The sequence below is a fragment of the Streptomyces colwelliae genome (assembly GCF_048158785.1).
Classification (GTDB): Bacteria; Actinomycetota; Actinomycetes; order Streptomycetales; family Streptomycetaceae; genus Streptomyces.
Window position 1 is genome coordinate 19,678 of the sequence record NZ_JBLTJC010000057.1, and the last position, 20,816, is coordinate 40,493.

Genomic DNA, 20,816 nt, shown 5'->3' on the forward strand with positions numbered 1-20,816 from the left:
CGACTCCGCGTATCCCTCGCCCCGGAGCGGCGCGTGGGGCAGACTGTGCGCCCCCGCATTTGCACCCTGATGCCCCCGTGTGTCGGTGGGGCATGCCACCATCGTGCGGGCGGTGACTGGTGATACGAGATCAAGAAGAGACGATGAAGCAGCAGGGTGTGCACCCCGAAGACGCGGAGGGCACCTCTGACGCTGCGTCGCGCCCGGACACCGCCGATACGACCGGCCAGGAGTCCTCGGAAGGGCCCGCCGAGGCTTCTGCCCCCAGCCCCGCGCCCGGCCCCGGTCTCGACGACTGCGGCGACGACCCGCACGTCGAAGAGGTCGAGGGCGACGAACCGCTGCTCCCCGCGCGCGTGCACCGCCCTTCCGATCTCATGCGCCTCCTGGTGGGCTTTCTCGCGATCGTCGTACTGCTCGCGATCGCCGCGTTCGCGCACGGCACGACCTCGGGGCTCGAACAGGACATCAACAAGGGCACCGGGCAGGCGCCCGACCTGCTGATCAAGATCGCGGGGCTGGCGTCCAGCATCGCCATCCTGCTGGTGCCGGTCGCCTTTGCGATCGAGCGGCTGATCAAGCGGGACGGGCTGCGCATCGCCGACGGCGTGCTCGCGGCGGTCCTCGCGCACGGAGTGACACTCGCCACGGACCTGTGGGTCGCCAAAGCCGCCCCGGGCTCCATCCAGGAGGCGCTCACCCAGCCCTCCCCCGGCGACATCCACGCCCTCACCGACCCGGTGCACGGCTATCTGGCGCCCGTCATCGCCTACATGACGGCCGTAGGCATGTCCCGGAGGCCGCGCTGGCGCTCGGTGCTGTGGATCGTGCTGCTGCTGGACGCCTTCTCGATGCTGGTCACCGGGTACACGACGCCGTTCTCGATCATCCTGACGGTGCTGATCGGCTGGACCGTGGCCTACGGGACGCTGTACGCGGTGGGCTCGCCGAACGTCCGTCCCACCGGCCGGACGCTGATGGCGGGCCTGCGGACGGTCGGCTTCCACCCAGTGGGCGCGGCCCGCGAGGAGGCCGTCGACACGGAGAACGGCGACCGCGGCCGGCGCTACTTCGTGACCCTGGAGGACGGTCCACCGCTGGACGTCACCGTGGTCGACCGGGAACAGCAGGCCCAGGGCTTCTTCTACCGCGCGTGGCGCAATCTGACGCTGCGCGGCTTCGCGACCCGCAGCAGTCTCCAGTCGCTGCGCCAGGCGCTGGAGCAGGAGGCCCTGCTGGCGTACGCGGCGATCGCCGCCGGGGCCAACGCCCCGAAGCTGATCGCCACCTCGGAACTCGGCCCCGACGCCGTGATGCTCGTCTACGAGCACACCGGCGGGCGCACGCTCGACTCGCTCGCGGACGAGGAGATCACCGACGATCTCCTGCGCCTCACCTGGCACCAGGTGCAGGCGTTGCAGTCGCGGCGCATCGCCCACCGCAGGCTCGCCGGTGACGCGATTCTGGTGGATCGTTCCGGCAACGTGATCCTCACGGACCTGCGCGGCGGAGAAATCGCCGCCGGTGAGCTGCTGTTGCGCATGGACGTCGCCCAGTTGGTGACGACGATCGGCCTGCGGGTGGGCGCCGAGCGCTCGGTGGCCTCGGCGGTCGGTGTGCTCGGGCCCGACGCCGTGGCCGACTGTCTGCCGATGCTCCAGCCCATCGCGTTGTCGCGCTCCACGCGCGCGACGCTGAGACGGCTGTCCCGGGAGCGCGCCCAGCGGGAGCGCGACGCGATTCTCGAGGCGTCCCGGCAGACCAGGCTGGCCCACGCGGAGGAGACCCCGGAGGGCTCCACTCCCGTACTTGAGAAGCCCGACAAGAAGGCCGACAAGAAGGCCGTACGCGCGGAGCTGCGGGCCGAGAAGCGGGCCATCGACGAGGCGTTGGACGAGGCCCGCGAGGAGGATCTGCTCACCCAGATCCGGCACCAGGTGCTGCTGATCAGGCCGCAGGCTCCTGTCGAACCGGCCCGTCTGGAGCGGGTGCGGCCGCGCACGCTGATCAGTTTCATGGCGGGCGCGATCGGTGCGTACTTCCTGCTGACGCAGCTCACGCACATCGAGTTCGGTCCGCTCGTCGCCAACGCCCAGTGGGGCTGGGTGGCGGCGGCCGTGCTGTTCTCGGCGCTGAGCTACTTCGCGGCGGCGATGGCCCTCCTGGGGTTCGTGCCGGAGCGGGTGCCGTTCCTGCGGGCCGTGGCGGCGCAGGTCGCCGGGTCGTTCGTGAAGATCGTGGCCCCGGCCGCGGTCGGCGGTGTCGCCCTGAACACGCGCTTCCTTCAGCGTGCCGGGGTGCGGCCCGGGCTCGCGGTGGCGAGTGTCGGCGCGTCGCAGCTGTTCGGTCTTGGCTGCCACATCCTGATGCTGCTGTCGTTCGGCTACTTGACCGGCACCGAGAAGACGCCGTCCCTGTCGCCGTCCAGGACGGTCATCGCCGGTCTGCTGACGGTGGCGGTGCTCGTGCTCGTGGTGACCTCGGTGCCGTTCCTAAGGAAGTTCCTCGTCACGCGCGTGCGGTCGCTTTTCGCGGGCGTCATTCCGCGCATGCTCGACGTGCTGCAACGGCCGCAGAAGCTGATCACCGGCATCGGCGGCATGCTGCTGCTGACGGCCTGCTTCGTGATGTGCCTGGACGCGTCGATCCGGGCGTTCGGCGACGACTCGACGTCGCTCAGCCTGGCCAGCGTCGCGGTCGTCTTCCTCGCGGGCAACGCGCTCGGTTCCGCGGCCCCGACCCCGGGCGGTGTGGGCGCCGTCGAGGCGACTCTGACGGTCGGTCTGATCGCCGTGGGCCTCCCCAAGGAGGTCGCCGCTCCGGCGGTGCTGCTGTACCGGCTGCTGACGCTGTGGATTCCGGTGCTGCCGGGCTGGCTTTTCTTCAACCACCTGTCGCGCAAGGGTTCCTTGTAGAGCACGCACACGCACGCACGCGTACGCGCGTGGTGCACGCACGCGTGCGTACCTCGTACGGCCCGCGCCCCGAGCGCACCGCCGCATGCGACCCCAGGATGGGATCATGCCGAACCCCTCCCGGCTGCGTGCCGCTGCCCTGACCGCCACCGTCGTCCTGCTGTCCGCCACGCTGGCGGGCTGCGGCGGCGACTCCAAGGACGAGGATCCGACGGCCCAGAAGCTCAGCTGGAAGGACTGCCCGGCCCCGTCCGAGTCGGAGGGCGGCGGCGCCGCGCCGTCGGCGCTGCCGAACGGCGACAAGTGGCAGTGCTCCACCATGAAGGCGCCGCTCGACTGGAGCAAGCCCAAGGGCGACACGATCGGGCTCGCCCTGGTCCGGGCGAAGGCCAGCGGCGCCGCGAGCAAGCGGATCGGCTCGCTCGTCTTCAACTTCGGCGGCCCCGGCGGCTCGGGCGTCACCACGCTGCCCGCGTTCGGCGAGGACTACGCGACCCTGCGCACCCGCTACGACCTGGTGAGCTTCGACCCGCGCGGGGTGGGCCGCAGCGCCGGCGTCGAGTGCGAGAGCGACTCCCAGCTCGACCAGTACTTCCAGCAGGACGCGACCCCGGACGACGCGGCCGAGCGCACCAAGCTCCTGGCCAACACCAAGCAGTTCAACGCGGCCTGCGAGAAGAACTCCAAGAAGATGCTCCCCCAGGTGCGCACCACCGACGCGGCCCGCGACATGGACCTGATGCGCCAGGTCCTCGGCGACGACAAGCTGCACTACTTCGGCATCTCGTACGGCACCGAACTGGGCGGCGTCTACGCCCACTTGTTCCCCAAGCACGTGGGCCGCGCCGTCTTCGACGCGGTCGTCGACCCCACCCAGAACTCCGAACAGGGCTCCCTGGGACAGGCCAAGGGCTTCCAGCTCGCGCTCGACAACTTCGCCGACGACTGCACGTCGAAGACCACGGACTGCCCGGTCGGCGACACCGCGCAGGACGTCAAGGACCGCATCGCCAAGCTGCTCAAAAGCCTCGACAGCAAGCCGATCCCAGGCATCTTCCCCCGCCGGCTGACCCAGACGGCCGCCACGAACGGCATCGCGCAGGCGCTGTACTCGAAGGACTTCTGGGAGTACCTCACCGAGGGGCTCGAACAGGCCTACAGCGGTGACGGCAAGGTCCTCATGGCGCTGTCCGACTCGATGAACGGGCGCAGCGAGAACGGCGAGTACAGCAACATCACCGCAGCGAACATCGCCATCAACTGCGCCGACGACAAGCCGAGATACACCGCCGACTACGTGGAGCGGAAGCTGCCCGAGTTCCGGGCCGCCTCTCCCCTCTTCGGCGACTTCCTGGCCTGGGGCATGGTCAGCTGCACCGACTGGGCCGTGCCGGGCGCCGCCGACCATCCCGACGTGAGCGCGGCCGGTTCGGCGCCGATCCTCGTCGTGGGCAACACCGGTGACCCGGCGACACCGTACGAGGGCGCGCAGAAGATGGTGGACGCGCTGGGCAAGGGCGTCGCGGTCGAGCTGACGTACAAGGGCCAGGGGCACGGGGCGTACGACAGCAAGAACAAGTGCGTGCAAAGCGCGGTGAACGGCTATCTGCTGAACGGGAAAGTCCCGGCGGCCGGCACCGTCTGCTCCTGAGCCTACCCCCGAAATCCGGGCAAAAGTGCAGGTCAAAAGGTTATCCACAGGCCGTCACGGGCTCGGCTCGCGCCGCCTACTATGGCCTGACCGCCATCCGCGGCGTGACGCGGACGGCCTGCGAGGGGGGAATGCACATGGCGCGATTCGTACGGTGGACGGCCCTGATGGCCGCCGCCGCACTGCTGACGGCCGGCTGTGGCAGCGGCTCGTCCGACGACGGCAAGGACGGCGCGGGCGCGGGGGACGCCAAGCCGTCGGCAGCCGACTCGTCCTCTTCTACGTCCGCCGCGGCCGCGCTGCCCGCGTCGCTGACCGCGCAGAAGCTCGACTGGGGGCGCTGCAAGGCCACCGGCGACTCGGCCGCGCCGAGCAGTGACTGGCAGTGCGCGACGCTCAAGGTGCCGCTGGACTGGGCGAAGCCGGGCGGCTCCACGATCGGGCTCGCGCTGATCCGCTCCAAGTCGACGGGCGGCGACCGCATCGGCTCGCTGCTGTTCAACTTCGGCGGCCCCGGCGGCTCGGGCGTGGACTACATGCCGGCGTACGCCACCACGGTGTCCGCGCTGCACGAGCGCTACGACCTGGTGAGCTGGGACCCGCGCGGAGTCGCCGCCAGCGAGGGCGTCCGCTGCCGCAGCGACAAGGCGATCCAGGCCTCCGAGGACATCGATGCCACGCCGGACACACCGGCCGAGGAGAAGGCGTACTTCCAGGACGCCACCACCTTCGGCAAGGGCTGTGAGAAGGCCGCCGGAAAGCTGATGTCACATGTGTCGACTACCGACACGGCCCGCGACATGGACCTGATGCGCCAGGTCCTCGGCGACGACAAGCTGCACTACTTCGGCATCTCGTACGGCACCGAACTCGGCGGTGTCTACGCCCACTTGTTCCCGAAGAAGGTGGGGCGGCTGATCCTGGACGCGGTCGTCGACCCGAGCGCCGACTCGGTGGGCCACGCACTGAACCAGACCCGGGGCTTCCAGCGCGCGCTGGACGACTACCTCAAGTCGCGGGACCAGGATCCGGCTCAGGGCTCGAAGAAGATCGCGGCCCTGCTGAAGCGGATCGACGCCAAGCCGCTGGCCACCTCGACCGGACGGAAGCTGACCCAGACACTCGCACTGACCGGCATCGTCCTTCCGCTGTACAGCAAGGAGAGCTGGCCCACGCTGACCAGCGCCCTGAACTCCGCGGAGGAGGGCGACGGTTCGGAGCTGCTGGCGCTCGCCGACGGCTACAACGACCGTGACAGCGCGGGGCACTACGGCACGACGACCCATTCCCAACGGGTCATATCGTGCTTGGACGACAAGCAGCGGCCGACGCCGGAGCAGACGCAGAAGCTGCTGCCCGAGTTCGAGAAGATCTCCCCCGTGTTCGGCGACTTCCTGGGCTGGGACACGGCCGGGTGGTGCCACGACTGGCCGGTGGCCGGACAGTACGACACCCCGGAGGTCAGCGCGCCCGGTGCGGCGCCGATCCTGGTGGTCGGCAACACCGGGGACCCGGCGACGCCGTACGAGGGTGCCCGCAAGATGGCCGACGAACTGGGCAAGGGCGTCGGTGTGGAGCTCACCTGGAAGGGCGAGGGACACGGGGCGTACGGGAGTGGGAGCGACTGTGTCGACTCGACGGTGGACGCGTATCTGCTGAAGGGGACGGTGCCCGAGGACGGGAAGGTCTGCGCCTCGTAGCGCGCACGTCAGCCCTTTCCCCTGCCCGAATCTCTGCCCGGGCAGCGGAAAGGGGCCCGGCACCTGTGGTGCCGAGCCCCTCCCGGGAAAGCGTGTGTCTAGTAGACGGGCTTGTCGGGCTCGATCTGGTTGACCCAGCCGATCACACCGCCGCCGACGTGGACCGCGTCCGCGAAGCCGGCCGACTTGAGGACGGCGAGGACTTCCGCACTGCGGACACCCGTCTTGCAGTGCAGGACGATCTTCTTGTCCTGCGGGAGCGTCTCCAGGGCGGTGCCCATGAGGAACTCGTTCTTCGGGATCAGCTTGGCGCCGGGGATCGAGACGATCTCGTACTCGTTGACCTCGCGGACGTCGATGATCTCGATGTTCTCGCCGTCGTCGATCCACTCCTTGAGCTGCTTGGGAGTGATCGTCGAGCCCGCGGCCGCCTCCTGGGCCTCCTCGGAGACGACGCCGCAGAAGGCCTCGTAGTCGATGAGCTCGGTGACGGTCGCGTTCGGGCCGCAGACCGCGCAGTTGGGGTCCTTGCGGACCTTGACCTGGCGGTACTGCATCTCCAGGGCGTCGTAGATCATCAGGCGGCCGACGAGCGGGTCGCCGACGCCGGTGAGGACCTTGATCGCCTCGGTGACCTGGATGGAGCCGATGGACGCGCACAGCACGCCCAGGACGCCGCCCTCGGCGCAGGAGGGGACCATGCCGGGGGGCGGGGGCTCCGGGTAGAGGCAGCGGTAGCAGGGGCCGTGCTCGGACCAGAAGACGGAGGCCTGGCCGTCGAAGCGGTAGATCGAACCCCACACGTACGGCTTGTTCAGCAGTACGGCGGCGTCGTTGACCAGGTAGCGGGTCGCGAAGTTGTCCGTGCCGTCGACGATCAGGTCGTACTGGCTGAAGATGTCCATCACGTTCTCGGCCTCGAGCCGCTCTTCGTGGAGGATCACGTTCACGTACGGGTTGATGCCCAGCACCGAGTCGCGCGCTGACTCCGCCTTCGAGCGGCCGATGTCGGCCTGGCTGTGGATGATCTGGCGCTGCAGGTTCGACTCGTCGACCTCGTCGAACTCCACGATGCCGAGCGTGCCCACGCCCGCCGCGGCCAGGTACATCAGCGCCGGCGAGCCCAGACCGCCGGCGCCCACACAGAGCACCTTGGCGTTCTTCAGCCGCTTCTGCCCGTCCATGCCCACGTCGGGGATGATCAGGTGGCGGGAGTACCTGCGGACCTCGTCTACGGTGAGCTCGGCAGCCGGCTCGACCAGGGGTGGCAGCGACACGGGGACTCCGTTGGTCGGTCAATCACTACAGTTGTTCTCCCCGTAACACTGCCATGCCCTTCTTCATTCCGAGACACCCGTTCCGATCCGCGAGACGATCTCGTCCCAGTAGCCGGGCATGGTCTCCCAGGGGTCGGTGCGGCCGCCGTGATCGGTGCGGTCGGTGAAGTAGATGGTCGAGGCGCCCTGCCAGCGGGCGATGCGCAGCGCCTCGTCGAGATGACCGCGCGGGACGCCGTGCACGAAGTGGCAGAAGCGCTCGGGCGGGTGGTCCGCGGTCCACTCGGCGACCTGCGACCAGCGGTAGTCGCTCCAGGGGCCGGAGAACGTCACCAACTGGTCGGCGCACTCGGCGTATCCGGGGTGCGGGTGGGTGCCGTGCCCCAGGACGATGTGGGCGCCGTCACGGATCTCGCGGAGCGCGGTGACCGTGCGGCGGGCCTCGGGGAGCGCGGCCCGGTCGGTGGGGCAGCGCTCCAGGAGGAAGCCGTCGACCTGGTACCAGTCGCGGTAGCGGTGCGCCTCGGAGAGCAGGTCACCGAAGGCGCGGGCTCCGTGGGCGGCGTCCAGGTGGCCGAGGACCCGGACGCCCGTGTTCCGGAGCCTCCCGGCCGCTTCCAGGCAGTGCGGGTCGGGGCGGGCCCCCGGGCCCGAGGAGACGTTGAGGACGACCCAGTGCAAGGGGGTGCCGGGGCGGGTGAGTTCGCCCCATTCGGTCGGGGCGACCAGGGGGTGCGCGTAGCCGGGGATGCCGAAGCCGGTGCGGACGCCGGTGCTCGCGGTGCCCGGGGTCGTGCTGGTCAGATGCGGCATGCCGCCTCCATCCAGATGTCGGCGAGGGACTCTTCGAGGTTGATCCGGGGCCGCCAGCCGAGCCGGTCCCGCGCGGTGCGCACATCCGCCTGCTGCCAGCTCCCGCAGCCGTCCGGGTACGGGTACGCGACCGGGGCCGCGTGGTCGGGGTCGGTGCGGGGGTGGCCGATGGCCGCCCGCAACGGGCCGGGCGGGCCGTCGAGTTCGTGCAGCGCGCCGCCGTATCCGGCCACGCGGGCGAGGACGGCGGCGGCGTCGCGCAGCCGGACCGCGCGGCCCGAGCCGATGTTGATGACGCCCTGCGCGGCGGAGAGCGAGGCCGCGTGGACGGCGCGGGCCACGTCCCGTACGTCGACGAAGTCGCGTTGCGCGCCCAGGCCGCCGAGCTTGAGTTCGCCGTCGCCGGACTGCATGGCCCGGCGCATGGCCTCGGCGAGCCGGCCGAGCGGGGAACCGGCGGGGGTGCCGGGTCCGGCGGGTGAGAAGACGCGGAGTACTACGGCGTCCAGGCCGGAGCCCAGGACCAGTTCGGTGGCGGCGAGTTTGCTGACGCCGTACGGGCCGCCGGGGCGGGGTACGGCGTCCTCGGCCGTGGAGGAACCGGGCTGGCTGGGACCGTACTCCGCGCCGCACCCGATCTGCACCAGCCGGGCTCCGCAGCCGCTGCGTCGCAGGGCCTCGCAGACGGTGGCGACGGCGACGGTGTTGTGCCGGGTGAGTTCGCGGGCGCCGCCGCGGGTGGCGCCGGCGCAGTTGATGACGACTCCGGGGTGGACGGCGTCCAGGAAGCGGGTGAGCGCTCCGGGGCTGCCGGACGCGAGGTCGAAGCGGACGTCGGCGTCGTCGCCGCGGCCGAGCGCGGTGAGCTGGACGGCCGGGTCGGCGAGCAGGCGGTCGGCGACGAATCGGCCGAGGTAGCCGTTGGCTCCGATCAGCAGGACCCTCATCGGACGGCTCCCCGGGCCGACTCTCCGGATCGGCAGGTGATCATCTGGTGTTCTCCTTCACAGGGTGATGCGGTTGCCTCCGGCGGTGGGGCCGGGCGCCTGCGGCTGGGTGACGCGTCTGATCGGTGCTGGTCATCGGCGGTGTCACCGCGGCTCGTTCGCCGGCGCGTGCGCGGAGGCTCTGGTCAGCGTGCGGGTGGTGTGGAACAGGAGCGCCAGGGCGGCCGCTCCGCAGGCCAGGGCGGGGATGCCGCCCGGGCCCCAGGACTCCAGGACGGTTTCGACGGGGGTGGCCAGGAAGCCGCAGCCGGGGAGCCGGCCGATGAGGTCCAGGGCCAGGGCCGTCGCCTCCGTCGCGGCCGCCGCGCCGAGCGCGAGGGTCGGGGCGTGGGTGAAGCCGTGGACGGTGAGGAGGCGGGCGAGCAGCAACAGGGCACCCAGGGTGATGGCCTGGGCGTACGCGGCGGGCTCGCCCAGGGCCGCGCCGCAGAGGGCGAGGAGGGCGGTCAGGGCGCACAGGAACAGGGCGAACGTGCCGAGCAGCAGCGGTTGTACGGAGTCGGCGAAGTCCTCGAGTCCACGACTGGTCGCGAGCTTGCGCCGGGCGCGTACGGCGAAGTGGTGGGCGCACCAGGCGGCGGGGGCGCAGGCCAGGGTGAGGGCCAGGACCGGTGCGGTGGCCGTGGGCCAGGCTCCGCCAGCCAGGCCGGTCGGCAGGCCGTCGGGTCCGCCGTCGTCCGAGGCTCGGAGCAGTCCGTCGCCGAGGAGGGCGTAGGCGAGCAGCCAGTAGGTCCACAGGCGGGTGCCTGCGGGCGTGCGCCACGCGTGTGTGCCGGGCGGGTTGCTCAGCGGGCCGCGGCCGAGAGCGATGCGCACCGCGAGCGCCACGGCGAGCACACCGACGACGGCCACCGTCAGCCGCAGCTGACCGTCCGTGAGCCGCACACCGGTCACGGCCGCGGCGCACAGGACTCCGGGCAGGAGGGCGAGTACGGCCCAGTCGGCGCGGGGTGGCGGCGCGGCCACGGCATCGTGGGGCGCGGCCGCCGCGTCGTCGCGGGGCACGCGTGCGTACATCTCCTCGGCGAGCGAGAACACGTCACGGTGCCGGAAGCGGGCAGCGGTCCGGTCGGTGACACCGTGCGCCTCCAGCCCCGCCGCGATCTCCAAGGGGTCAACGGCCCGTTCGCACAGCTCGCGGTGACGGTGCATCAGCGCCTTGACCGGGTCGGCGGCGCCACGGCGGGCGGGGGCGGGCTTGCGGCCGGCCGCGCGGGAGGTCGGTTCGGGCGTCGTACGGGGCTGCGGCTGCTTGGAGTCGTCTGCGGGGCCGGCGTCGCGTGGAGCGGAGGCGGCAGTGACCGGGACGGCGTCGTACGTGTCCTGGCCGGCGGCCGTTGCGGCTTCGTCGCGGTCGGCGGCGACAAGGACGTTCTGTAGGACGTCATCGGTGTCCTGGCCGACTGCCGACGGATCGCCCGGCGCTTCCGCCGCCCCCTCCGTCTTCGGCTCCCCGTTCTCCCCGAGCCACACCTCCGACCGCGCGTCCCACGCCTCCGCGCTGCCAGGCGTCCCGGGGCGGTCGAGTTCGCCGAGGCCGCTCATCGGGCTGCCTCCGTCGTCGGCACGGGAGTTGTGGCGCGTACCGGTGCTCCCGTGGCCCAGGTGGGACCGCCTCGGGCGACGACGCGGGCCATGGGACCGGTCCAGCGGCCGGGGACATGGGCCTCGGCGGGGGCTGCGAAGGGGAGGGGTTCGCCTGCCTCGTCCAGGACGACCCGGCGGACCGGGGAGTGCGAGACGATCTCCAGGTAAATGCCGTGAAATGCCGTGATGTTCTGCTCGACGGTGAACAGTTCGAGTGCGCGGGCGCGCGCGGCGGCGCCCAGGCGCTCACGGCGCTCCGGGTCGCGCAACAGGCTCACGCACGCCTCCGCGAGCGCCCGCGGGTTGCGCGGGGGTACGACGAGCCCCGTACCGCCGATGACCTCGACCACCGCGCCGACGTCCGTGGACACGGTCGCCCGGCCGCAGAACATGGCCTCGACCAGGCTGATCGGGAAGCCCTCGACGACACTGGAGAGGACGATCACGGTGCCGGCCGCGTACGCCTCGGCGAGCGTGGGCGCTTCCGGGCCGCCGATCTCCTCGAAGGACACCGGGTTGTCGCCGACCGCGTGCACGCCCTCGGCCTCGTCGGGGAAGAGCTGTGCGGCCAGCGCCCGGCAGTGGCCCAGGTAGGCCTCGCCCTCGGCGCCGGACGGCGCGCCGACGATCCGCAGGCGTGCCTTGGGCTCGTCCTTGCGGACCTCGGCGAAGGCGTGGAGCAGGGAGATCAGGTCCTTCGCGGGCTCGACGCGGCCGACCCATACGAGCGTGTCCGGGTCCGCGCCGTCGGGCGCCTCGCCGACCTCCGCGAAGCGGGACGCCTCCATGCCCGGGTGGACCGTGCGGAGTTTCGTACGGTCGGCGCCGCAGCGTTCCTGCCAGCGGCGGGTGTGGCTGTTGCCGGGGGTGATCAGCTCGGCCCGCCGGTAGATCTCGGCGGCCAGCCTGCCGTGGAAGGCGGCGAGCAAGGCCCGCACGGCGGGCGGGGCACCGGCGGAGGCCAGGTAGTGCGTCCGCAGCTGCACGCCGTACTCGGTGACGAGCAGCGGTACGCCGGCGAAGTGGCGGGCGAGCAGACCGGGCAGGGCCGCGGTGCCGCCGGCCGTCGCGTGGCAGAGGTCCACGGAGCCGAGGGCGTCGTCCTCGTACCAGTCGAGCGAGAGGGGGCGCAGGGCGCGCTCCAAGTGCGCGGCGACGGTGAGGAGTTCGGGTACGCGCGCCTCGCGTGCCGTACGGAGTGCGCCGGGCGCACGACAGGCGCGTTCCAGCGCACGTACGGCGCTCTCGGAGCGCAGCGCGGCCACGAGTCCGCCCTCGTCGCGGGCGAGTTCCGCGAGCCCGTACAGCGCGTTGGCGAAACGGTCCGCCACATCGGCGGAGGGCACCCCCTGCTCGCCCGGCACCCCGTCCGCCGCCTCCGAGGCCTGCTCGTCCCCCGCGCACAGCACGGCCGCCAGCTCCTCGTAGCACTCGCCGAACCGCCGGCGCGCACGGCGCCCGAGGGTCACCCCGTCGTCCTCGGCGGTCCACAGCGGCGCGGTACGCACCCGGCTGACCTGGGGCGGCAGTTCGAGCCAGCCCTCGGCCTCCTGGCGCTCGCTGCGGCTGAGCGCGTAGATGTCGAACTCATGCTGCCCGAGCCCGCGTACGAGCCGGTCGCACCAGAGTCTGGCGTCACCGCTCACATACGGATAGCCACCCTCCGTAAGCAGTCCTATGCGCACGGGCACACCCCCGATCTCCCATATGGGGAGCCGCCGTTGACCCGGCGGCTCGCAGCGGGACGAACGTATGCGGACAAGGCGGTGGCGCGACGGACGGTTGTCCATCGCGCCACCAAAAGGGGTGAACGGGCGTAACTTTCCCGTGCGGATCGCGTTCCGTCGCGCTAAGAGATCAATCACGCACGGAACGTCAGGCCGCTGTCGTGCCGTCGCTACGGGGCCGTAGCGACGAGCCCGTCACGTCGTGGGGACGAGCCCGTCCCGTCGTTGGAACGGCAGAGTCGCGTCGTCGCGACGGCACAGTCTCGTCGTCGCGACGACACAGTCCCGTCGTGGGGACGGCACCGCCTCGTCGTGGAAGCGGCACCGCCGCACCGTCGCGACGCCACCGTCACGCCGTCGCCAACTCCCGTCGCGCCGACCTCCGTTGGGCCGCGACCTGCGGATCGAGGGCCGGTACGGCGGCCAGGAGCTGCTTCGTGTACGGGTCCCGCGGGGCGTCGTAGACCTCGTCGGCGAGGCCTTGTTCAACGATCCTCCCGCGTCGCATCACCGCGACCCGGTCGCTGACCTGGCGGACGACGGCGAGGTCGTGGGCGACGAACACGAGCGCGAGGCCGAGTTCGCGCTGGAGTTCGCCGAGCAGGGCGACGACCTGGGCCTGTGTGGTGACGTCGAGCGCGGAGACCGGCTCGTCGCACACGATCACGCGCGGGTCGGCCGCGAGCGCCCGTGCGATGCCCACGCGCTGGCGCTGGCCACCGCTGAACTCGTGCGGGTAGCGGTCGTAGTGCGCCCCTTCGAGCCCCACGCGCTCCAGGAGTTCGCGTACGCGCCCCCGGATGCTCTCCTCGTCGCGTTCTCCACGCGCGCGTAGTGGGTCGGCGATCGACTCGCCCACGCTGCGGCGGGGGTTGAGGGAGGAGACGGGGTCCTGGAACACCATCTGGACATCGGGGCGGACGCCGCCGCCGGGCTTGATCTCGCCCGCCGTCGGCTTCAGGAGCCCGACCAGCATCCGGCCCAGCGTCGTCTTGCCGCTGCCGCTCTCGCCCACGATGCCGAGAGTCTCGCCCCGGTGGACCGTCAGCGACACGTCGTCCACGGCCGCGAACGCCCGCTTCCCGCGCCCGAATTCGCGCCGCAGGCCCGTCGCCTCCAGGACGACCTCCGCGGGCACCGAAGGCGCCGAGGACGCCTCCGAGAGGGCACGCGGCGCGTCCACGCGCGGGACCGCGCCGAGCAGATCCCGGGTGTACGGCTCGGCCGGCGCACCGAGCACGGTGTCCACCGGCCCGTGTTCGACGGCCCGCCCGTGCCGCATGACCAGGATCTCGTCGACGCTCTCGGCGGCCACGCCCACGTCGTGCGTGACGAGCAGCAGCCCCAGGCCCGTCTCCTCGCGCAACGTGTGCAACAGGTCGAGGATCTGCGCCTGGACGGTCACGTCGAGCGCGGTCGTCGGCTCGTCGGCGATCAACAGCTCCGGTTCGCAGGCCAGGGCCATGGCGATGAGGGCGCGTTGCCGCATGCCGCCGCTGAACTCGTGCGGGCGCGAACGGGATCGCCGTACCGCGTCCGGAATGCCGACCCGGTCCAGTACCTCGACGGCACGCGCGCGTGCGGCCCGACGGGACACGCGCGTGTGCACCCGGTAGACCTCGGCTATCTGGTCGCCGATCGCGTAGTACGGGTCCAGGGACGACAGCGGGTCCTGGAAGACCATCGCGGCCTTCCCGCCGCGCAGCAGCCGCAGGTCCGCGTCGGATGCCTCCTGTACGTCGATGCCGGCCACCCGCACCGAGCCGCCGACGTCGGCCCCCGTGCCGCGGTGCAGCCCCAACAGGGCCGAGGCAACTGTGGACTTGCCCGAGCCGGACTCGCCGACCAGGCCCAGTGCGGCGCCCTTCTCCAGCCGGAAGGAGAGGCCGTCGACGGCGCGCAGCGACCCGAACCCGACCGTCAGGTCGGTGACTTCCACCAACACGTCCACGGAACTCATACCCGTACCCGAGATCATGCGAGCACCACCCGTCGGTCGGCCACCGCGTACAGCACGTCCGCGACGGCGTTGGCGATGACCACGAAGAAGCCGATGACCAGGACCATGCCGACGACCACCGGCAGGTCGACGACATTGACGGCATGGACGAGTTCCTGTCCGATGCCGGGCAGCCCGAAGAGCGTCTCGGTGAGCACCGCGCCGCCGACCGCCGAGCCGACGTTGTTGGCGTTGAGCGCGATGATCGGCGCGAACGCCCCGCGCAGCGCGTGCCGACCGATGATCGACCGTTCACCGACGCCGTACGCGCGGAACGTGCGGATGTGGTCCTCGGCGAGCGTCTCCAGCATCGACGCCCGGGTGAGCCGGGCGAACGCGGCGGCCTCGATGAGGGCGAGCGAGAGCCAGGGCAGCAGCAGGTTCCAGGCCCACTGTTCGGGGTCGTCGGTGAGGCCGACGTACTGCGGGAAGGGCAGCAGTTGCAGCTGCCCGCAGACGACGATCATCAGCACCAGGCCGATCACGAACACCGGGGTGGCGACGCCAGCGAGCGTGATGCCGGTCAGCAGGCGCTCGGTGAACCGGCCGCGCCGCCACGCGGACAGGATGCCCGTGCCGACGCCGAGGATCAGCCACAGCACCATCGCGCCGAACACGAGGGACAGGCTGACCGGCAGCTTCGACAGGATCAGCTGGGTGACCTGCTGGTCCCCCTGGTACGACTGGCCGAGGCAGGGCGCCGAGCAGTGCTCCACGGAGGTGCCCGTCGAGTAGTCCTGGCCGACGAGGATGCCCTGGAGGAAGTGCCAGTAGCGGAGGTACAGCGGGTCGTCGAGCCTCAACTGCTGCGCCACCTGGTGCACTTGCTCCGGGGAGCAGCGCGGGCCGCAGGTGATCTGGGCGACGTTGCCGGGGGTGACGAAGAAGACGACGTAGACGATCACCGAGATGGCGAACAGGGTGATCACGGTGCCGATGCCTCGGCGCAGGACGAAGCCTCCGAAGCCGCTCATCCCTGGGCCTCCCTCTTGGTACCGGCTTCCTTCTTGGCGCTCGCTTCCGAAGCCGTTGCCTTCTTGGAGTGCGCGTCCGCCGCAGTGGCCTTCTTGGAGTGCACGTCCGAAGTGGTCGCCTTCTTGAAGTGCGCGTCCGAAGTCATCGCCTTCTTTGTGCTCGCGTCCGCCTTCGCCTCACGCTTGCGGCCGGTGCCGATGCGCAGGCGGGAGGCCGCGCGCGGGTCGAGGGCCGTGCGGATGCCGTCGCCGAGGACGGTCAGCGCCAGGACGGTGACGAAGAGGGCGCCGGCGGGCAGCAGCAGGTACTGCGGGGCGGCCTGGTACCAGACGTCGGCGGCGGTGAGCATCTGCCCCCAGGACGGCGTCGGCGGCTTCACACCGACGCCGAGGAAGGACAGCGCGGCCTCGGCGCTGATGTTCATCGGGAAGAGCAGCGCGGCGTATGTGATGACGGGCGCGGCGAGGCCGGGCAGCAGTTCGCGGCGGGCGATCCGCCAGGTGTTCCAGCCGCTGAGCCGCGCGGCGGAGACGTAGTCGAGCCCCTTGAGGGTGAGGGTCTGGGCGCGCACGATCTTCGCGACGTTGCCCCAGGCGATCAGACCGATGACGAGGGAGACCAGCAGGGGCCGCGGGAAGCTCCCGGGCACGATCGCCAGCAGCGCCAACGACATGATCATCAACGGCATCGCCACGATGATGTCGGTGATCCGGCTCAACAGTTGATCAACCCATCGGCTGCCGAGCCCGGCGCCGACACCGATCACGACCCCGATGAAGACCTGTACGACGGTCGCCCCCAGCGCGACGCCGAGCGAGACCCGGGCGCCGTAGGCGAGGCGGGCGAACAGGTCGCGCCCTGTCTGCGGTTCGATGCCGAGCCAGTGGTCGCCGGTGATGCCCCCGAAGGAGCCGGTCGGCACGCCGCCGCGCGCGGAGTCGATGAGCGAGGGGTGGTAGGTGAAGGGGTCCTGGCCCTCGAGCGCGGTGAGCAGCGGCGCGGCGAGCGCGACCAGGACGAGCAGGGCGACGACGACCGCCGCGACGAGGGCGGCGCGCTGCGCACGCAGCCGCCGCCAGAACTGACGGGCCCCCGAGGCAGCCGGGACGGAAACGTCCGCCCCGGCTGTCCGGGAGGCGACAAGTGCCTCACTCATGGGGTTACTTGACCGCGACCTGGGAGATGTCCAGGACACCGGTCCAGTCGCTGATCACGACGTTCCTGATGTCCTTGCCCACCAGCCGCTTGTAGACGGGGTGGAACAGCGGCACGGTCAGGGCCTGCTCGCCGATCTTCTTGTCCAGTGCACCCCACCGCTTGGCGGCCTCGTCAAGATTCGTCAACTTGTTGATCGCGTCAATCTCGGCATTGACCGACTTGTCATTGAGCAGGCCGGTGTTGAAGTTCGCGCCGTCCTTGACGATCTGGCGGCCGTCGAAGATCGGGGCGAGGAAGGGACCGCCGGAGGGCCAGTCGGCACCCCAGTGGGCGAGGAAGAAGCCCGGCTCAGTCTTGACGCTGTGGATCTTGTCCTTGTAGTCGTTGATCTCCAGGCCCTGGAGCTTGACGGTGATGCCGGCCTTCTTGAGCGCGTCCTGGATCGCGGTGGCAATCTCGGGGCTGGTCTCGAAGTCCTTGTCGTTGGAGTGCGTCAGCGTGACGGTGATCCCCTTCGGGTAACCGGCCTCCTTCAGCAGCTCCTTGGCCTTCGCCGCGTTGCCGGAGGCGCCCGCCGGGAAGAGGTCGTAGGGGTCGTACCCGAAGGACTTCTGGTTCGGCAGGAAGGTGGTCGCGGCCTCGGCCAGCGACGAACCGCCCGCCGCGTTGACCACCGACGAACGGTCGATGGCGTACGAGATCGCCTGTCGCACCTTGACGTTGTTGAACGGCGCGACCGTCGGGTTGAACGCGATGTAGTTCGTGTAACCGAAGTGCCCGGTACCGACGCGTGCCGCGAGTTCCTTGTCGCCGGTCACCTTGGCGAGTTCGGCGGGACCGAGGTTGGTGTCGGTGGTGACAGCGGCGGCGTCCGCACCCTGGGACGCGGACAAGCGCTGGTTGATCACGGACGAGTCGAGCCCCGACTTCACGTCGATCTTGTCCGGGTAGGCCTTGCGCTCGGCGTCCGTCGCGGTGGACCAGTACTTGTTGCGCTCCAGGACGATCGTCTCACCGTCGTTCTGGTTGCTGACGACCTTGTACGGCCCCGACGAGATCGGGTGCTGCTCGTACTTCGTCCCGGTGTCCTTCGCCTTCGGGACGGGCGTGAACTGCGTCTGCGTGGCGAGGTACGGGAACTCGCCCTCGGGCTTGTTGAGATGGAAGACGATGGTCCGGCTGTCGGGCGTCTCGATCGCGCTGAGCCGCTTCTTGTCCTTGTACGGCCCCTGGTAGTCGGCCGCGCCGACCAGCCAGTCCCGCAAGTAGGGCGCACCGCCGGAGAGTTCGGCGGCGAAGGAGCGCTCGATGCCGTACTTGATGTCGGCCGAGGTGATCGCGGTGCCGTCCTCGTACTTGAGGCCCTTCTTCAGGGTGTACGTCCACACGGTCGCGTCCTTGTTCGGGCGCCCGGTGTCGGTGGCGAGGTCCGGGACGACCTTGGCGCCGGCCGCACCGTTCTCACGGTTGCGGGTGGTGAGCGTACGGAAGACGAGGGACGGGACGTTGCCGCCGCCGGAGGTGTACAGGCGGGCCGGGTCGAAGTCCTCCTGGGGCTGCGCGTTCAGGACCGTGAGCGTGCCGCCCTTGTGGGGCGTGGAGTCGCCACCGGAGCCCTTGGCATCGTTGTCCTTCGGCCCGCAGGCGGCGGCGCCCGCTGCCACGGCCAGGCTGACGGATGCCACGGCCACGCGCCGGGCTATGACGGACGGTTGACGCATCGGAATGACGACCTCTCGGGGTGGTTTCTCGGGAACTCTCCGGGAGTTCTCGAATCGTGAGACAGATGGACGAGGAGTGAGACGGAAGCGAACAGCCGTCTGCCCCGGCGTCAGGTCGTCGAGAAACCCTGCCAAGGTCGTACGGCAAGGGCATGGTGGTGCGGGTCGCGACACAAACGCCAGAGGCGGTGTTCAGCGACAGAGAATGTCGGCCACGCAGAGCGGGGTCACGCCGATGAGCGCCAGCTCGATGGCGGCGCGGTTGGCGACATGACTAGACCACATGCCAAAAAATATGATGGAAGTTGCGGCTCGTGTCAATGTGACATAAGCGTCGCCGGTCAACTGCCCGGGTACGGCCAGGGGTTCGCCAGACAGTGGATGCCGTCGTGGTCGAGGAACTTGGTCTGCTGCTGCATGACGGGCGCCAACTCGCCGTCCTTGTCGCAGGTGACGTGCCCGTAGCCGAGACGATGACCGACCTCATGGTTGATCAACATCTGTCGATACGCGTACATCTTGTCCCCATATGTTGACGACCCCTGCGCCCATCGATACGCGTTGATCAACACACGTTCGGTGGCCGCCGAGTCGCACGACACGTTGTCCTCGGTGGTGTCGAGCCCGGACTTGGCACACCACGTGGCGGTGGTACCAGGGCTCGCGAGGGTGATCACGAAGTCCGGTTTGCCGGTGTAGATGCGCTCGAAGGTACGGGCGCCGTTGTGGGCCCAACTCCGCTTGTCGTTCAGCGTCTTCTGCACGGCCTGCGCGAAGAGCGTCCCGTCGAGCCCGAGCCCCTGCTCCACGTCCACGCGGTACGTGTACTTGCGCCCCTTGCCGGGCGCCTTGTCGACACCGGGCACCGCGTCGAACTTGTCCGGCCCCTTGAGCTTGGCGCTGAGCGGGTACTTCTTGGCCATCTTCTCGGCATACGTCAGGGCCACCACCCGCGGAGAAGCGGACGGGCTGACCTCCGGCGAGGCCGTCGCTCTCGCGTCCCGGGCCCGGTCGGTGGCCGCCTGCGACCGCGCACCGTCACTGTCACCGTCCTTGGCGACCTGCCCGGCCACGATGACGGCCAGCACGGTGGTGACGGCGGCGGCCGCGATGCCGGTGTACGTCCGTCCCTTACGGCCCTTGGCGGGCACGGAGTCAGTGCGGGCAGGGGGCGCCTCGATGTCCTCGTCGGCGCTCTCGGGGGTCCAGGTGGTGACGGAGCCGTACGGGTCGGAGGGGTGCGTCGCGACGCCGGTCCGGGGCGCGAAGACGTCGTCGTCCCCTTCGAAGGCGTCGACGTACTCCTGCCGTGGACTACGACCGGCACGCCCGCCTCGCCGGGAACCGTCCTGAGGGGCCTGGCGCTGCCGGGGAATGGGCAGCCCCGGGCCCGCGGCGGAGGGCATACCGGCGACAGGGACTTGGGGCACGCCACCGGGCGCACCGGGCAAGCCCTGAGAAACGCCGAGCCGCCCGCCAGGTCCCGCACCGGTCCGCCCCCTCAACTCACCCCAGCCGCCCCCGGATTCAGACTGCTCAGGATGACCGGCACGCGCGCGTGGAGTGCCGTCGGGCAGGCGAGGGACTCCGCGCGCGGGAGTGCCATCAGGCAGCCTCGGGAAACCATGGGCCGGGGTGCCGTCGGGCAGCCGCGGAAACCCATGAGCCGGAGTGCCATCGGGAAAGCGGGGAGTCCCGTGCGCGGGAGTCCCATCGGGAAAGCGGGAAGTGCCGTGCGCAGGCGTACCGTCCGACGCGCGCGGAACACCGCGAGCCGGTGTACCGTCCGGCAGCCTCGGAAAACCATGGGCCGGAGTGCCATCGGCCACCCTGGGAAACCCATGGGCCGGAGTGCCGTCCGGAAGCCGGGGAACGCCGTGGGCCGGCGTGCCGTCCGCGAAACGCGGCCCACCCTGCGCGGACCAGCCATCCGGCAAAGGCGGGACCCCGCGCGCGGGAGTGCCGTCAGGAAGACGCTGTCCCCCAGCCGCAGGAGCACCGCCGAAGAAACGCGGCGACCCATGAGCAGGGGTCCCATCAGGAGGACGCGGCCCACCTTGAGCGGGCGGCTGCCCCTGGACACGCGGCACTCCGTGAGCGGGCGTCCCCTCCTGAGGACGCGGCCCGCCTTGAGCCGGCGGCTGCCCCTGGACACGCGGTACCCCACGAGCCGGCGTCCCGTCCGGGCGACTCGACGCGCCGTACCCCGGATTCCCGCCGACTGAAGACTGCTGTTGGCCAGGGATCGCCCCAGGCCCAGCCCCGGACCCAGACCCAGCCGCAGAC

14 protein-coding genes are annotated in these 20,816 nt (G+C 70.8%); 3 read left to right on the forward strand and 11 right to left on the reverse strand.

What is annotated here, in order from left to right; all coding sequences use genetic code 11:
• Positions 1-143: 143 nt before the first annotated feature.
• The 3 genes from ACNFOC_RS14745 (at position 144) to ACNFOC_RS14755 (ending at position 6,266) form a co-directional block, all read left to right on the forward strand.
• The gene (locus ACNFOC_RS14745) at positions 144-2,915 is read left to right on the forward strand and encodes a lysylphosphatidylglycerol synthase transmembrane domain-containing protein (RefSeq protein ID WP_416959564.1); all 2,772 of its coding nucleotides are present in this window, start codon (positions 144-146) and stop codon (positions 2,913-2,915) included.
• 106 nt (positions 2,916-3,021) lie between these two features.
• Complete coding sequence (locus tag ACNFOC_RS14750; protein ID WP_416959565.1) at positions 3,022-4,566, forward strand: alpha/beta hydrolase; 1,545 nt, start codon at positions 3,022-3,024, stop codon at positions 4,564-4,566.
• 137 nt (positions 4,567-4,703) lie between these two features.
• Complete coding sequence (locus ACNFOC_RS14755; RefSeq protein ID WP_416959566.1) at positions 4,704-6,266, forward strand: alpha/beta hydrolase; 1,563 nt, start codon at positions 4,704-4,706, stop codon at positions 6,264-6,266.
• Positions 6,267-6,364: 98 nt separating this feature from the next.
• Here ACNFOC_RS14755 and moeZ read toward each other — a convergent pair whose 3' ends face one another.
• The 11 genes from moeZ to ACNFOC_RS14810 form a co-directional block, all read right to left on the reverse strand.
• Positions 6,365-7,543, reverse strand: coding sequence for an adenylyltransferase/sulfurtransferase MoeZ (moeZ, locus tag ACNFOC_RS14760; RefSeq protein WP_416959567.1), 1,179 nt, complete (start codon positions 7,541-7,543; stop codon positions 6,365-6,367).
• A 63-nt stretch (positions 7,544-7,606) separates the two neighbouring features.
• The gene (locus ACNFOC_RS14765) at positions 7,607-8,356 is read right to left on the reverse strand and encodes a spherulation-specific family 4 protein (protein WP_416959568.1); all 750 of its coding nucleotides are present in this window, start codon (positions 8,354-8,356) and stop codon (positions 7,607-7,609) included.
• The gene (locus ACNFOC_RS14770) at positions 8,344-9,303 is read right to left on the reverse strand and encodes an NAD-dependent epimerase/dehydratase family protein (protein ID WP_398991803.1); all 960 of its coding nucleotides are present in this window, start codon (positions 9,301-9,303) and stop codon (positions 8,344-8,346) included. The genes ACNFOC_RS14765 and ACNFOC_RS14770 overlap by 13 nt, the downstream gene beginning before the upstream one ends.
• Before the next feature lie 144 nt (positions 9,304-9,447).
• A complete protein-coding gene (locus ACNFOC_RS14775) occupies positions 9,448-10,908 on the reverse strand; it encodes a hypothetical protein (protein ID WP_416959569.1) in 1,461 nt (486 codons plus the stop codon).
• The gene (locus ACNFOC_RS14780; RefSeq protein WP_416959570.1) at positions 10,905-12,635 is read right to left on the reverse strand and encodes a DUF3492 domain-containing protein; all 1,731 of its coding nucleotides are present in this window, start codon (positions 12,633-12,635) and stop codon (positions 10,905-10,907) included. The genes ACNFOC_RS14775 and ACNFOC_RS14780 overlap by 4 nt, the downstream gene beginning before the upstream one ends.
• A gap of 391 nt (positions 12,636-13,026) precedes the next feature.
• Positions 13,027-14,655, reverse strand: a complete 1,629-nt coding sequence (locus ACNFOC_RS14785; protein ID WP_416959571.1) for a dipeptide ABC transporter ATP-binding protein — start codon at positions 14,653-14,655, stop codon at positions 13,027-13,029.
• Positions 14,652-15,650, reverse strand: coding sequence for an ABC transporter permease (locus ACNFOC_RS14790; protein ID WP_327401458.1), 999 nt, complete (start codon positions 15,648-15,650; stop codon positions 14,652-14,654). Before ACNFOC_RS14790 ends, ACNFOC_RS14785 begins: the two co-directional genes overlap by 4 nt.
• On the reverse strand, positions 15,647-16,807 hold the full coding sequence (locus ACNFOC_RS14795) for an ABC transporter permease (RefSeq protein WP_416959572.1): 1,161 nt from the start codon (positions 16,805-16,807) through the stop codon (positions 15,647-15,649). Before ACNFOC_RS14795 ends, ACNFOC_RS14790 begins: the two co-directional genes overlap by 4 nt.
• A 4-nt stretch (positions 16,808-16,811) precedes the next feature.
• On the reverse strand, positions 16,812-18,530 hold the full coding sequence (locus tag ACNFOC_RS14800) for an ABC transporter substrate-binding protein (protein WP_416959573.1): 1,719 nt from the start codon (positions 18,528-18,530) through the stop codon (positions 16,812-16,814).
• Positions 18,531-18,722: 192 nt separating this feature from the next.
• Complete coding sequence (locus ACNFOC_RS14805; protein WP_317886218.1) at positions 18,723-18,815, reverse strand: Ms4533A family Cys-rich leader peptide; 93 nt, start codon at positions 18,813-18,815, stop codon at positions 18,723-18,725.
• A 56-nt stretch (positions 18,816-18,871) separates the two neighbouring features.
• Complete coding sequence (locus ACNFOC_RS14810) at positions 18,872-20,359, reverse strand: DUF3152 domain-containing protein (protein ID WP_416959574.1); 1,488 nt, start codon at positions 20,357-20,359, stop codon at positions 18,872-18,874.
• Between the last annotated feature and the right edge of the window lie 457 nt (positions 20,360-20,816).